Here is a 16132-nt window from a genome sequence, read left to right as displayed (position 1 = left end):
CTCAGTGGGTAGAGGCCTCAACCACACCGTAGTATTTATCGGCCCCATCCAGCTTCACCTCGGCATAATCGAGCACCACGCCGGGATCGAGCGGCCAGAGTTTCAGCGTGTGAACCCCAGCATTCAGTTTTTTGAAGCTCCAGGTTTCCACAGCCTTGTTGATCAGGACATTGCCACGCCAGACATCGCTGCGGCCTGCCGTGGCGAAGTCCATCACGTGAAGCGGGCCATCATCCAGCTGTACTGCGACCTTCAGGCCTGTCGCCGGATTGAGCGCATGAACCGGCAGGGCCACGACACTTACCGTGCCGCCCACGGCGCTATAGGTGGTAAAGCTATAAGTCAGGGGCGTGCCAGAAGCGGTCGCGCGCGTGGGCAGGGTTAGACGTGAGCGCAGGCTGTTGCCGGAATGACCGAGACCGTCCAGTCGTTCCCAATCTTCCCCACTCTGTGAGGCCAGCGGGATGACGACACGGCGGTCGTTTTCGATAAACGCCGTCTGGGCCGGCGCGGGCAGCAGCTTGGTATAGACGCGGACTGTCTTACCGCCGCAGGCAATGTCGATAGGACCAGTAGAGGCCCCACCGTCATAGCTGACGGTCAGGCGTTGCTCAAAACCGTTGCCGGTCACCAGACGCCCGCTGGTGTCGGAAATTTTGAGGCTGTCCCCCGTGACCTTAAGTGACCAGTCGCGGGCCTCCGTATCGCGGCTGAAAAGCTCGATGACGCGGCTTCGCGGCTGACCCGTGACAAATGTCAGCGCGTTTTCATCGTTCCACCAGCCGCCTGAGACCGCCGCTGCACAGCCCTTTTCCGGCGACACTGACCATTGCGGCCAGATGGGTTCCAAAAACACCGGCAGTTTACGCGGGGCCATATCCATCATATGGTTCCACTTGCCGTTTTCCAGCCCATTATAGGTGGCCGTATCGGCGACTAGCGCCTGATGCGCCGCCTTGGCCTTCGCCACATAAGCATTGGCGCTGGCGCGGCCCTGACGGGCATAGAGATTAGCCAGATCAAGGTTCAGTTTACGGCTGTTGAGATTGGCTGCGCCGCGCACCGGATAGAGGATCATCTCGAAAAAGGCCGACTTACGGTCGGAAGGCAGGGTATTCGCCACCGCCTCGGCGCGGGCCACCAGATCCGCATAGGCCTTAAGGCGCGCCTGCGCCTTTTCGCCGTCGGGCTTGACGAAATCGCTCTCCGTCACCGGCGTGACCGGTTCGGTCTCGGAGAAGCCCATATATTCGGGCTTCCGTTCGAAGGCGAGGTCATAATAACCCATCATCAGGTCGGCGACTGGCGTCGCCTGCTCGGGGCCAAACTGCTCCGCTGCCCATTTGGTAAGGTGGTCGCGCGGGTCCTCGGCAAAGCGGTCGGCATCGAAGGCGAGGTCTAGGAAATATTCCGTCAGATACTCAATCGGCTTGATGTCGCCGACATTGACGATCCAGATGCGCCGGGCGTCCAGCGCGTAAGACTTCTGCATTTCAGCATGAATCAACGCCGGGTGCGTCGTCCCCAGCCACAAATAATCGTGCGGACGTCCCCAGTAGGACAGGTGGTAATAGACGCCCGATCCACCGGACCGTTTGCGCTCCTCCGCATTGCTCAGGCGGCGCACATAGCCGTAATTGTCATCCGCCCACATCAGGGTCACGTCTTCGGGCAGTTTCAGCCCGGCATCATAGGCCTCCTGAAGCTCGTGATAGAGAACATAAGCCTGCGGCACCGTCTCCGGCGCCTTACGGAAGGTTGACCGGATCAGATCGCGTTGCAGGCCGATCACCGATTGAAGCACGTCCTTGCGGGCCTCAAGGGTATCGGCGCCCTGCATGGGGCCATCATGCAGGCCGCGCAGGCCGACCGTATAAATGTTCTCGTCGCGGGCTGTCTCCTTCAGACGCGTGCGCCAGTAGTCGAGGATCTTGTCGCGGTTGACCTTGAAATTGAAGGGGCCGTTGCGCGCCTCATCCCATTCGCGCAGATTGTTGCGCGCCATCGGCTCGGCGTGCGAGGTGCCCATGACAATCGCGTAGTCGTCGGCCAGCTTGGGGTTGGCCTTATTGCCATAGAACTGAACGGTGTTGATGTGCATGGCCGGCCATAATGTATTGGCCTTCAGGCGCCACATCAGCTCAAAAACACGCTTATAGGTCTTGGGCCCGATATTGCCGACTTCCGGCTCCAGCGTCTTGCCGGCCCACGGCTCAAGGCCCCAGTCCTCATCATTTAGAAAGATGCCGCGATACTGCACCGACGGTGCTTTCGACTGGCGCGGCGCCCCATCGAAGGTGAGGCGGCTTACGCGGCGTGGCTTGACATCCGCCCACCATTCCCAGGGCGACACGCCCAGCTCACGCGACAGGTCCGTGACGCCATAAATGGTGCCGCGTCGGTCGGAGCCATAGACCAGCACATAGGTCTTGCCCTGATGCGTGAAGGCTACCCGACCATAACGTTCCCACGCCCCCTTCAGCGCGAGCGGATCAACCCCTGCCGCCTTAGCCAGCTTCGTGACAACCGGCGCATCAAATTGCCCGATAACAACGCAAACCTGCGCGCAGTCAGACAGGCGTTGCGATACCTTCGCCGGCTGACCCGTAAGCGCCTTCAGATCGTCCGACAGCATCTGCGCCGCCAGAGATACGGTCGCGTTCTTGTCGTGGACGATGCTGATCGGCTGCGTGCCGTCAAACAGGGTGGTCTCCGCCGCCGAGGCCGCGCCCGAACAGGCCAGTAGCAGGGTCGAAAAAAGCCAAACTCGTGACATAGGATTTCCTCTGTTTAATTCGTCTTTTCATTAGCCGAAAGGCGGAAGCGATAGCTGACCGGCTGCAAGGGGATGCGGTATTTCACAAGCGGGCGTCCAATACTGTTCCAGCCGGTATCGCCGCCAACCCCGGCCTGAGTGATATCGACCAGCAGCGACCCGTCACCACGCGGCACGATATCTGAGGACTTCCATGTGCCTTGGGGGCGCATGTAGAGGTCCTCATAGGGGAACGGGAGGGCATTGACCGACAGGGGCTGCGCTCCGCTGACGCGGACACCAAAGCCAGCTGCATCAGACAGGCTCAGCCAGCGCACATCGGTCTTGTTGCCGGATTCCTGCGGGCGGGCATAGTCATGATATTGCGCCCGCACGGATGCGCTATAGAGCCCCAGCGCCGCGCCCGTCTTGCGGTCGGCATAGCTTTCCCACGGCCCGCGCCCGTACCAGTTCAGCCCGTCCAGTGCCGCATCGAAATCGAAGCGCAGACCGACGCGCAGCGGGTCAGGCAGATCGTCTTTTAACGGCACAAAATCAGCGGTGACATCGACCTGACCATCGGCGGACATCTGATAGGTAATGTCAAAGCGCCCGCCGCCTTCACCCAGCGCATAGCGCACCTTGATGCGGTCGGGGCCGCTATCGATACCCCGCAGACGCCTCTTGGTGGAATAATGCTTCCAGTCGGCGTGACTTTTTGCAAGGCCGATGCCGACATCATTATCGGTCAGGCCGCGCCAGAAATTGGGCATCCCGCCGCTAAGAAGGCGACGGCCCGCCTCGTCGTAACGCATCAAGCCGGTGCGCAGGTCCACCGTCAATTGTCGCGTCGCCGCCTTAAGCGACAAAGCCTCAGACGTGCGCGATAACTGAACGCCGCCCACCACTAGCGACGGCAGGGGCGTGGCCGGGCGGAGGATAAACTGGCCAAAAGCCAGTTCGGTACCACCTGGCACGCCTTTGACGGCCCCCTCCCGCGACAGGGCTCGCAGAGTCAGGATGGCTTCACCGTCGGCGGGCAGGTCAGGCAGATTCAGCGTCAGCGGCTTCGTCTCACCCGCCTTGACCACAGGCGTCGGGAGAGTACCGCCGGTCTGTCTACGGCCACCAACCGCCAGTTCCCAGCGCAGTTCATAGCCCGATAAATCTATGAAATCGTGACGGTTTTGCACAGAAACCGTACCGCTTGCATCACGACTAAAGGCCAGCGGGGCCTGAACGTGGCGCAACTCGTAATATTCGGGGTCCGGGTCGCGGTCGGCCTTGATCACACCGTCGCCGATGACGCTGTTATCGCCGTGTTTGGGGTTAAGGTCGAAACCAGACGCCCAATAGGTGCGACCCCTGGCGTCCTTGGCATAGACATACTGATCGACCCAGTCCCAGACAAAGCCCCCCTGAAGCTTTTTGTGCGCTCGGATCGTCTCCCAGTAGTCGGCGAAGTTGCCCAGACTGTTGCCCATGGCATGGGCATATTCCGTCTGGATCATCGGCTGGGTGAATTGCGGGTCTTCGGCATAGTCGCGCATCCGATCGATATCGTCATACATCGGCGCATAGATATCGACATACGCATTGGGCCTGTGTTCTTCGGTCAGGGCGCTGTAGCCGAGGAAGGAGATCAGACGCGTCGGATCAGTCTGCCGCACCCATTTTGCCGCGGCCTCGAAATTGGGGCCAACCCCCGTTTCATTGCCGAGCGACCAGAAGATGATCGACGGGTGGTTCTTGTCGCGTTCAACCATACGGCTGACGCGATCTAGATGCGCGGCGGCCCAGTGCGGCTTGTAGCCCAACTGCACGCTGACATCGCCGGTATCCCGGCCCAGCGTCATATATTCATGGCTCTCGATATTGGCCTCGTCCATGATATAGAGGCCATATTCGTCAGCGAGGTCGTAGAGATACGGGTCGTTGGGATAGTGCGAGGTGCGCAGCGCATTGACATTGGCCTGCTTCATCAGCTCGACATCCTTGCGCATTAGCTCCTGCGTCATGACGCGGTAGGTTTTCGGGTCGTGCTCGTGGCGGTTGACGCCTTTGATCAGGATGCGCTTGCCATTGACCTGGACCTCGCCATTGCGGATTTCCACCGTGCGGAAGCCGATCTTCTTCGCGGTGGCCGAGATCAGATTGCCCTTGGCGTCGGTGACCTCGATCACCAGCCGGTAAAGGTTGGGCGTCTCCGCCGTCCACGCCTTGACGCCCTTGAGTGTGCCGCTCAGTTGCGCGGGCTTGCCGACACTGGCCTTGCTCGTGGTTTTCAGCACCGGCGTCTCGCCGTCATAGACGGTGGCGGTCACTGTGGCCGCACCTTTCTGACCCGCCAGTTCGGCCTCCAGCGCAAAGACGCCGTCTGTATAGGTCTTGTCGAGGGTGGCGCGCACCGTGAAATCGCGCAGGCGCGTTTTGGGCTCCGCATAAAGATAGACCGAGCGCTCAATCCCCGACAGCCGCCAGAAGTCCTGATCCTCAAGGTAAGAACCATCGGCATAGCGGTAGATTTCCAGCGCGATCTCATTGTGACCAGGCTTGAGGAACTTCGTCACATTGAATTCGGACGGCAGCTTAGAATCTTCCGAATAGCCGACCTTCTCGCCATTGACCCAGATGTAATAGGCCGCACCCGCCGCGCCGATATGCAAAAACACATCCTGACCGGTCCAATCCGCGGCCACCTCGAAGCTACGCTTGTACGAGCCCACCTCGATCATATCGTGCGGGATGAAGGGCTCATTCGCCGGGAAGGGATATTTGATATTGAAGAATTCCGGCAGGCCGAACTTGCCGTCGCCCTGCGCCTGAATCATGCCGGGGACCTGAATCTTATCCCAGCCGCTCAGGTTCGCGCCGGCTTTGTAGAAATCTTTCGGGCGATTATCGACACCTTTGGAGAATTTGAAATCCCAGGTGCCATCCAGCGACAAAAAGCGCGTTGAGGCCGATTTGTCGCCCTTCAGCGCAAGATCACGGCTCTCGAAATTGAAGAAGGTCGCCTTCATCGGCTCGCGGTTCACCGCCACCACCTCAGGCTGCTCCCATTCTGCCGTCCCCTGCGCTGGGGGCGTTTGTGCAAACGATGGCACAGGCACAAGCATCGCCAGCCCGGTGAGAACCGAGGCCAGCGCATAAGGACGATAGGACATAGTGTTTTCCGTAGTTGAGACGCCGTAGAGCGTCCGAAAGCCAGTTATTGAATGCAGGTTCTGGGTGCGCCCGCGATTAACTCGATCTCGGCCACCTGCGCCTTCACCTTCCCGGCCATGTGTAGCCGGTAGCGGGCATAGGCTGCGGTTTTGAGGTCAAACACGCGCGTCATGTGCGGACGATCAAAGACCTCGCCCTTACGGCGGTCCAGTTCGCGCCAGCGCTTGCCGTCCCAGCCTTCCAGTCGCCAGGCCGAAGGCATGGGCGCCTCCGCGCCAACGCTAAGGCTATAGGCTTTCAAGCAAACCGGTTTGGATCGATCAAACGTCGAGCTGTCTCCGGGTGCCGCGACCCAGCTCGTCGAGGTCTTGCCATCCACCAGCGCAGGCACCGAGGCATTGACCCCCACGACTGCCCCGTCATAGACCCACTGCCCCGGCGTTTCGCTCATAGTGAAGGACAGTTGCCCGCCACTCCGGATTTGCGCCTGCGTCACATAGGGCGTCTCAAGTGGCTGACCATCGAGCGTCACCGCCGCGATGTAGGGGCGCTCGGGACCGGCATTGGTGGCGGTAATCTCGAACGTCTTGCCATTCTCAAGACGCAGGACGCTGCGCGCATGACGCGGCCCGTGTAGGTAGTAGCGGTCAGTCGTCAGCTTCGGAAACAGGCCCAGACGGTTGAACACATAGTTAGAGCTCATCGCACCGGCATCTTCATCACCGGGATAGGCCGTATCCGTGAAATACTTGAACGTATCGCGCGCCCAGTACGACGACTGATCCGCGCGCCCAATCGCGTGGAACAGCCACGGCGTCGAAAAGGACGGCTCGTTGGTAATGTCGATCAGATGCGCGCTCAGGGCATATTGCAGGCGCTCGTTGAAGCGCACACGGCCGCCCATCGCTTCGATCAGGCCATCGAGATCATGCAATACGCCGTAAGAATAAATCCACGCCGTGCCTTCGTAATAGCCGACATTGTTGTGGACCTTGCCGTCCCAACCCAGCTTGGGGTCGATGTCCTGAAACGTGCCGTTCGGATAGCGCGGCATCAGGAAGCCGCTGAACCCGTCGCTCTGGGTGGACGGGTTCCATATCTTTTTCCAGTTCGCCGATCTTTTCAGGAGAGTCTGTGCTTCATCAGCGTGCCCGGTCTTTTGCGCCATTTGCGCGGCATAGTAGTCATTCAGCGCAAAGCCCAGTGTCGATGAACCGGATTTGGCGCGCTGATTGTTCGGCTCCGGGCTGAGATCGCCAACCCCGAAATAGCCGTCGCTCAGATAGCGCGGGCGGCGCCGTTCGAAAGCATTGAAATGGGTGACGCGCCACGCCTGCGACCAGTCGACGCCGTCCGCGCCGCGGATCAGGGCCTCGCCCAGAACATTGTCCACCTCATCGCCGCCCTGGCCCACATGGTAGTTCTGGCCGCCAATAATAGCTGTATCCGCCGCCCCGAACTTGTCAAACGTGTGAATCAGACTGTCGAGGTTGGCGGTGTAATTCTTATGTGAAATCAGAGACATAAGCGGAAACAGGGTGCGATAGGTGTCCCACAGCGTATAGTGATCGTCCCAGTTGGGTCGATTGAGTTGGGTCTTGGGCTGATCCAGCGAGCGGTCACGCGGCTGGATGGAGGCGTGATAGAGCGCGGTATAAAAGCGCCGCGTCTGGGGCTCAGTCAGGCCTGACACTTCGATTTTGGACAGTTGCGCATTCCACGCCACCTGCGTTTGTTGCCGCACAGCATCGAAATCCCAATCCGGAATCTCCTGATCAAGAAGCGCCTCAGCAGTTTCCGCGCTAGTGAAGGAGACGGCCAGCTTGACCAGTACCGGCTTTGACGGGTCGCCCTTGAAAGTCAGCCAGGCCCCCAGCCGCTGATCGGGGCCCGTCCGGCCCGCGCTCGCCCCAGGTTTCGCCGTCGCTTTGTCGAAAATGCCCCAGCGCGTGGCCTTCTGACTGACTTTCGCGACGAACCAGATGTCGATCAGGGCCGGGTTCCAGTAACCCTTGGCCCTGACATGACCGACGATCTTTCCCGTTTGCGGATCATAGGTCACCTCGGCCGCTTCGGAGGCGACCAAACCGCCTACCTTGCGCGTCACATCGATAACCAGCTGGGCCTCATCAGTTTGCGGATAGGTCAGACGATAGAGGGCCGAATAGTGGGCGGGGGTAATCTCAACCCGCGTTTTATATCGCGCCAGATCGACCGCGTAGTAATCCGCCGCCATCTCAACATTGGCCTTGTCCGACAGATGGTCGGGCTCATTGAACAAAGGCGCGCCCACCTGCGGTGACAGCAAAAACGTACCGTAAGTCGTAACGCCGCCTGAGCCCTGCGTATGCAACTGACCAAAACCGCTGATCTTTTCGGCCGGATTATACCCGGAATTGTTGGGATTGAGCGTTTCAGGGGATGGGTGGATGGAGCCATTCGGACGCGCCGGGCCGGGGATGGTGTCGCCCTCATTGTCGTTGCCAAGGCCAATACGCAGATCAGGCAACTCATACAGATTCGGATCAGCAAACACCTGAAGCGGTGCACAGACAAGCACCCCTGCCAGCAATGTGATGCGCATAGTCACTGTCATTTCGCCTCGCCCTGTTGTTTTTCGGCAGCCTCAGTCGATCTGATTATCCAGACCCGCGCGACCGCGCCGTTATTGTGTGCCACCCTTTTGAGCTTTCGGCGTCTCAGGCCTGAACTCACGAAAAAGGCGGACCAGCAACGCTCCGCTGGTCCGCTCAGTCAGGATGAGTGCAGCGAGACCGAAGGGAAGAGTCCCGCCGTTACGCTTACTCAGCTATCGGGTCGCGAAATGCCACTAAAGCAACCCAATGTGCATTCCTCCGAAACTCTGGAGGAAATTTGAAGGCATCAGGTTGTCATCTGAGGCCTGATTATCTTACGGCGCGCCCGTTAAACCTGAGTCGAAAGCCAAATTGGCTTGACCTTTGCCAATTTTTCGGCACCACAAGGGTCTCTACGGTTCTCCTTGATTGAAAGGTAAACCAATTTTATGCGCTTGACAATAAGTCACCGCGCCAGGCGCCTTAAATTTAATTATCTGGTTTTAAAGGTATTTTTATGCCCCAATGGGAATTTGCATGTTTTTGCGTCGCACAATGGTTGCCAAATCTCCGCTCAAGGCAGCTGAATTTGGTATGACCTAATTGCAAAGCCCTCCGTAAGAATCCGCCGCGCCCACTGTGCGGCTCGCGACGGTCATACGGTGTCAAATCGGCTTGCGATGTTTCTATATATGTAATACTGTCCCTATATGAGAGTTTTGTCTTCGCTTCCCAAGCGTTTTTCAGCGTAGCCGGAGGCAGAAACGTGTTCCGATTTGTCACTCCCTGATGCGGAACACCCTATTTAGCCCCTCCCCAAAACGGAGGGGCTCTTTTTTTGACCTGTAAAACGGTTTGTGCTAAATCATGACGAATATGGCTTGAAGGTGACTGCCCGTCTCTATATTTAAGATGCAACCCTATAAAAGTGACACACAGGGACATGCCATCAGGAGCTTTCATGCCTCGCCTGCGACCGACCGCCCTCGCCTGCCTCCTGCTGTTCCCTTCGGCCTTGATTGGCCCCCTGCCCTATTCTCAAGCCCTAGCTCAGGCGCCAGCCGCCACGGGCGGTCTGCGCCCCAATATCGAAGGTCAGATTTCAACGCCGCTGCGTTACCGGCCGGACAAGGGCGATTTCGTCATCCGCAATGGCGCGGAATATTTCAACCGCGCCCTTTATGGCGGGCATACGGCCTTTCGCGTCGATGCGGGCGACAAGCCGGAATTTTCGCTCTACCTGCCCGGCCGCGGTGGCAATCTGCGTCTGGGGCTGCGCACCCACGCGGGTATCAAGTGGATAAATGACGCGCAAGACACCGAGAGCCGTTATCGCCCCGGTGAGATGCTCTACACGATCCGCGATCCGTTGATCGGCGCGACGGGCCGCCTCGTCATCGACGTCATTGCCGACCACGCCAGCGAAGGCCTCCTGTTGCGCGCCAGCGGAACCGCCCTGCCCAAGGGTACGGAACTGGTCTTCGCCTATGGGGCAGGTAATGGTCAGCGCGGCAATCGCGATGGTGATATCGGCACCGAAAAAGTGCCGATCAGCCAGTATTTCCAATTCAAGCCCGACTATGCAGAAGGCACCCGCTATGGGACGGATGCGCAGGTCTTCCATGCCGACAGCCGCACGGCGCGCCTGACCGGCACAGTATCCGTCCCGGCGGCTCTTAAGCTGTCCGATGCGAGAAAATGGAGCGATGCGGCACAGCTCCTGGCCTCCGACCGCGCCGCCATACAAGTGGTCACCGGCCATGTGGCGTTGGGTACGGCTCCGGTCTATCTGGCCATACAGGTCACGCGGCGTGGCGCGGCGGAGGAACTTGGCACCTATCGCGATGTGACGGCCGGCAATACAGACGGACGATCAGAAACCCTCTCGACCTCCCCCCCCTACGCGGCTTCCGAGCTGGCGGTGCGTTTTGAAAATGCCCGGCGCCATTTCGCGGACGTACGCACCCGCGTGCGCACCGAAACCCCCGACCCCTATCTCGATACGGCCATGGGGGCGCTCAATATTGCTTCGGACGGACAGTGGGATGAGCGCGACGGCGGCGGCATTATGCACGGGGCCATCGCCTGGCGGGCGCGGCTTCTGGGCTGGCGCGGGCCCTATGCGCTCGATGCACTGGGTTGGCACGACCGTGCGCGGCAGAATTTCACCGGCTGGACGCGCAAGCAGAACACCAAACCCATTCCCGATTTCGTCGCCCCGCCCGAAGAAAAGACCAATCTGGCGCGCAATCCGGATGGCCTGCACACCAATGGCGACCTGTCAAACACCCACTATGACATGAATATCGGCTTCTTCGACGCGCTGTTCCGCCACCTGCTGTGGACGGGTGATCTCGAATACGCCAAACGCGTCTGGCCGGTGATGGAGCGGCATATGGCGTGGGAAAAGCGCCTGTTCCGGCGCGAATACGGCCCGGACAAGCTTCCTCTCTATGAGGCCTATGCTGCCATTTGGGCCTCGGACGATATGCAATACTCCGGCGGCGGTGTGGCCTACACGACAGCCTATAACCTCTATCACAACCGCATGATGGCGCGTCTCGCCGCCCTGATCGGCAAGGACCCGACGCCGTATGAGGCCGAGGCCGATCTGATCGCGCGTGGGATGCAGACCTATCTGTGGATGGAAGATCGTGGAGCCTATGGCGAATTCCGCGACTATTTGGGCAAGCAGATGCTCCACCCCAGCTACGGCCTGTGGAGCTTCTATCACAGCATAGACTCTGGCGCACCCGATGCGCGTCAGGCCGCGCGCATGTCCGCCGATCTGGAAGACCGCCTGCGCCCCCTGCCCGTCACTGGTGAAGGCGTACCGAATGACCGGCCCTATCGGATGCTGCCATCCTCTGACTGGATGCCCTATAGCTGGTCGATCAATAATGTGGTGATGGGCGAAAACCTGCACACGGCGCTGGCCCTGTGGCAGGCCGGGCGGCCGGACAGCGCCTATGAAATTACGCGCGGCAGCGTGCTCGCCAGCTTCTATATGGGCATTGCGCCCGGCAATGTCGGCAGCATGAATTATCTGGATGTCTATCGCCGCGAGTCGCAACGCGATTTTGCCGACGGCACGGGTGTCATGGCACGTACCGTGGTCGAAGGCCTGTTTGGCGTGCGCCCGGATGCGCTCAACCGCACGCTGGACCTCAGCCCCGGTCTTCCGGCAGAATGGGAGCACGCGCGCCTTATCCATCCCAACCTGAGCTTTGCCTATCGGCGCGAAGGTCAGACCGATATCTGGACCGTCACCCCGTCGGATCAGCGCTTTAGCCGCGCCGTATTCGTGCTGCCGGTGCGTCGCGATCGCGTGGCGCGCCTGACCATCAATGGCAAGGCCGCCACATGGGACGCCCCCGAAGGCGTCGGTGCGCCCAAACTGCGCGTTGAGACGCTGTTGCAAGGTCGCACTGAGGTGCGCATCGTCTGGGCCGGTCAGGCAATCGACTCCACCAGAGCGAGCCGGGTGCCGGACACTGACCCGACACTCACGGCCATGTCTCAGGGAAAGTTTACGTGGCTGGCCCCCAAGGCCCGGACAGCGGACTTTGCGTCCTGCCCCATAACCGGGCCCGCATGGGCGACGGCGGGGCAGACGGTGCGCGCCGAGTCGGTGGACCTCAGCGCCGCCTTTAATGACAAGGTGACCAATATCTTTCAGCCGGGAAAATACCGCTCGCCGCGCTCACCCTTTGTATCGCTGGCCATGCCCGCGCAGGGCATCGGCGCATGGGCCGGGCACGTCAATGCCACGGCCACTATTGACGATGCGGCTTTGCGTCAGGCGGGCGGCGAGATCACGATTGTCAATGGTCTGCGGTTTCGGACGCCTGCGGACGGCACCAACATCGCCTTCGCTTCCCTGTGGGACAATTATCCGGACGAGGTGAGCGTGCCCTTACGCGGTCAGGCGAAGCGCGCCTTCCTGCTCATGGCCGGTTCGACAAACCACATGCAAAGCCGTCTGACCAATGGCGAGGTCGTCGTCGCTTATACCGACGGCACGACGCAGGCGCTTACCCTGCGTAATCCGGAGAATTGGTGGCCGATCGAGCGCGACTACTTTATCGACGACTATCAGTTCCGTCTGTGCGGCGAAGTCCCGGTGCGGATAGACCTCAAGACGGGCAGGGTCTGGACACCGGGTTCTGACTGGAAAGGTCGCGCCGAGCGTGAAAAGATCGACGGCGGCGCGGCCAGCGTGCTTGGTCTCGACCTCAACCCCAACAAGACGCTGCAAAGCCTCACCGTGCGTGCAGTCGCGAATGAGGTTGTGATTGGCCTTATGGCGGTCAGCCTTGAACGCTGACCGCTATAAGGCGTGAACGGCCCCCGACGTGAACGTTCAGGCCGTCAAAACAGCGAGGCACCAACGAAAAAAACGTTTCATTTTGTCAGACCAATGAACGCGGCCTGTCCGTTCAGACGTTTTGACACACGCGCGCTTCCGACCAAGTAACTTCTCAGCAAAGACACGCGTATTTATCACATAAATTCTCCAATTTATAAGATTATAGGACTGCGCGGGCCGTTTTACGCAGCAAACTCTAGCCGCTCTTCCCTTTATCCGCTTGTTTTAATTGAAAAGCGGTGTGCGAGTGGGTTCGCCCTGACCAAAAAGCGACAGTTATACAAATATTGGACTGACCTAATTGACACGATAAATCTGACCCCTGTATGAATGTGAGCGTTACCATAAGAAGACGGACCGGCCTGCGGCCTGCAAAACCGTCACAATGTACAACAGGAGGAACCCATGGTCCGTCATAATCCGCGCGTGATGCGCGCGACCCGCCTTGCCCTGATGTCTGCCACCATTCTGGCCGGTTTCGGCTACGGCGTGGCGCAGGCCCAAAGCACTGCCACGTCGGCCAGCGCCGATGTCACCGAAGTAGTGATCACCGGCTATCGCAAGAGCCTTCAGGACGCGACCCGCGCAAAACGCAACTCGGTCAACTTCTCAGATTCGATCTTTGCCCAGGACATCGGCAAGTTCCCGGACCTCAACCTGGCGGAATCGCTGCAACGCGTACCCGGCGTGCAGATTTCGCGTAACGGCTATACCGGCGAAGGCACGCAGGTGAACGTGCGCGGCCTTGGGCCTAGCTTCACCAAGATCGTCCTGAACAATGCCGGTGTGGCCGTGGCCTCTGATGGCGGCATCGACGGCGGCGCCTCCAACCGTGAAGTTGACCTTGACCTCTTCCCGTCGGAACTGTTCACCCGTCTGACCGTCTCCAAGACGCCGACCGCCAGCCAGCTGGAAGGCGGCATGTCGCTGGTCAATCTGCAAAACGCCCGCCCCTTCGACAACAAGGGACAGCACCTGACCGTTTCGGCTTCGGCCTCCTATGGAGAAGCCTCCGGTGATTTCTCGCCGCGCGGGGCCGTCACCTTCTCAAAGACCTGGGACAAGTGGGGCGTACTGGTCGGTCTGGCCGGTTCGCGCCAGCGCACCCGCTCGGACGGGTTTGACTCGGTGGGCTGGAGCAATGCCAACCTCGCCTGCCCGACGACCGACACGGCGTGCAGCAACGCGCAGGGCAACAATTTCAGCTTCGCCACCGTCGTGCCCGCCAATGCCGGGAACGGTCTGACGACCGGCGCCACGCTCGACCTGAACGCGCTTCTGGCGCTCAATCCCGGACTGACGGCCAATCAGCTCACCAACGCCATGATTCCGCGTCTGGGCCGTCTCAACTACGTCGATGGTCATCGCGATCGCCTCACCCTGATCACCGCTGTCGAATACCGCCCCACGGACGACCTTCGCTTTGCGCTCGACATCATGGCGGCGTCGGCCAAGGGGGACTACGACCGGTCGAGTTTCAACTGGTTTGTGCGTAACTCTTCGACGGCGGCCACGGGCGGCATGGTGCCGATCAACCTGAAGGTTGATGCCAATAACGTGGTCACCTCCGGTACCTTCGCCAACTCGGCTATGTTCGTCGAAGCGCGCAAGTTTGACGAGCGCCTCGATTTCGTCAACGTCAACCCCAGCCTGAGCTGGCAGATCACGCCAAAGCTGCGCCTGGACGCCGCGGCCAACTATACCCACTCGGTCTTCTTCCGTGAGGCCCCCAGCTTCCTGTTCAATACGCCTTTTAATTCCGGGCTCACGATCCAGTACACCAATGACGGTATCATCCCGACGATCAAACCGAACAAGAATATCGCCGACCCCAGCCTCGGCTGGACCTGGAACCGTGTGAATATCCAGAACGTCAAGCGTTCGACCTATACGGCCGGTGCCCACGCGGACATGACCTATGACTTCGAGGGCGGGTCGTCGCTGAAGTTCGGCGCCGCCTATGACGAAGCCGATCGCAAGATCACCGCCTTCGACAACTCAGCCAACTACCAGACCGCCGCTTTTGCCGCCGTGCCACAAAGCGCGATCGCCAGCTATCTGGGCGTCGGCCCCGCGTCGGACTTCACGCACATCCTCGACGGGACGCCGGGCTTTACGCAGTACATCCTGCCCGATCTCAACAAGCTGAAGGCCGCCACCAACTACGCCGCGTTCAATAATGGGGCGCCGTTCGCCAACAGCTCGGCTCTAGGCACACCGTCGGGTGTCATCAATGAAAAGAACAAGGGCTTATATATCGAATACAACACCCAGATTCCGGTCGGTGATCTGGTATTCAAGGTCAATGCCGGGGTGCGTCGCGCCGTGACGGATCAGACCGTGACCGGCCCGGTGACCATCAACGGTGTGCGCCGGTTTGTGACGATGGAGACAAACTACAGCGCCAACCTGCCGTCGCTCAACGTCACCACCATGGTGACGGACAAGCTGCAACTGCGTGCCGCCGCCTCCAAGACCCTGACGCGCGCCAACCCGAACAACCTGCTGCCCGGCCTCAGCTTCTCTGATCCGTCGGCGCAAACGGCCTCGGCCGGTAACCCGTCGCTGCAACCCTACTATTCGGAAAACCTCGACTTCGGAGCGGAATACTATACCGGCGGCCTCGGTTATGTCAGCGTGGCGGTGTTCAAGAAGACGGTCAACGGCTACACCGTCGTAAAGCAATCAACGCGCAAATTTACCGATCTCGGCATCGACTTCTCGTCCCTGACGGCCCAGCAGCAACAGGCGATCAATGACCGCGGCGGCCCTGCCACCGCTGACGTTTTCGTCAACCAGCCGGTCAATGTAAACACCATCAATCTAACCGGCATCGAACTGGGCTGGGTGCAACCGCTGGACTTCATCGTTGATGGTCTGGGTTTCAGCGCCAACTACACGCATCTGGACGACGAAAACGACGGCGCTTCGGCGCAGCTGTCGCCGCAGACGGTCAACGCGACGGCCTACTACGAAAACGACCTGTTCTCGGTACGCGCCAGCTATGTGTGGTTTGACGAGCGCATCGCCGCCGGGGCACCGCAAAACGGCCTGATGCTGCCGCTGATCGCCACTGATCGCGGTCAGGTCGATCTGTCGGCCAGCTACAATGCCAACTGGTTCGGCCAGAAAGGGCAACTGACCTTCGAAGCCACCAACATCACCAATGAGCCGTTCCGTACCAATTTTGGTTACGCCAACGCGGCATATAGCCACTTCAACCCCGGTGCCACCTATCACTTCGGCTGGCGCAGCAAGTTCTGA

5 protein-coding genes are annotated in these 16132 nt (G+C 59.9%); 2 read left to right on the top strand and 3 right to left on the bottom strand.

What is annotated here, in order from left to right:
- Position 1: 1 nt before the first annotated feature.
- The 3 genes from ASTEX_RS17905 to ASTEX_RS17895 are packed head-to-tail and all read right to left on the bottom strand — an operon-like array spanning position 2 to position 8507.
- Positions 2–2776 carry a glycosyl hydrolase 115 family protein gene (locus tag ASTEX_RS17905; protein ID WP_013481047.1) on the bottom strand — a complete coding sequence of 925 codons (2775 nt, stop codon included), beginning with the start codon at positions 2774–2776 and terminating at the stop codon, positions 2–4.
- Positions 2777–2790: 14 nt separating this feature from the next.
- Positions 2791–5922: a glycoside hydrolase family 2 TIM barrel-domain containing protein gene (locus ASTEX_RS17900; RefSeq protein ID WP_013481046.1), complete on the bottom strand. Its 3132-nt coding sequence runs from the start codon at positions 5920–5922 to the stop codon at positions 2791–2793.
- 44 nt (positions 5923–5966) lie between these two features.
- The gene (locus tag ASTEX_RS17895; RefSeq protein WP_245532591.1) at positions 5967–8507 is read right to left on the bottom strand and encodes a GH92 family glycosyl hydrolase; all 2541 of its coding nucleotides are present in this window, start codon (positions 8505–8507) and stop codon (positions 5967–5969) included.
- Between the two features lie 953 nt (positions 8508–9460).
- Here ASTEX_RS17895 and ASTEX_RS17890 point away from each other — a divergent pair.
- Complete coding sequence (locus ASTEX_RS17890; RefSeq protein WP_013481044.1) at positions 9461–12826, top strand: DUF4450 domain-containing protein; 3366 nt, start codon at positions 9461–9463, stop codon at positions 12824–12826.
- Between the two features lie 447 nt (positions 12827–13273).
- Positions 13274–16132 carry a TonB-dependent receptor gene (locus tag ASTEX_RS17885; protein ID WP_013481043.1) on the top strand — a complete coding sequence of 953 codons (2859 nt, stop codon included), beginning with the start codon at positions 13274–13276 and terminating at the stop codon, positions 16130–16132.

Source organism: Asticcacaulis excentricus CB 48 (assembly GCF_000175215.2).
In the GTDB taxonomy this organism is placed as follows: Bacteria; Pseudomonadota; Alphaproteobacteria; order Caulobacterales; family Caulobacteraceae; genus Asticcacaulis; species Asticcacaulis excentricus.
Note: the sequence above shows the minus strand (reverse complement) of the source record. Positions and strands in the feature narration are given on the sequence as shown.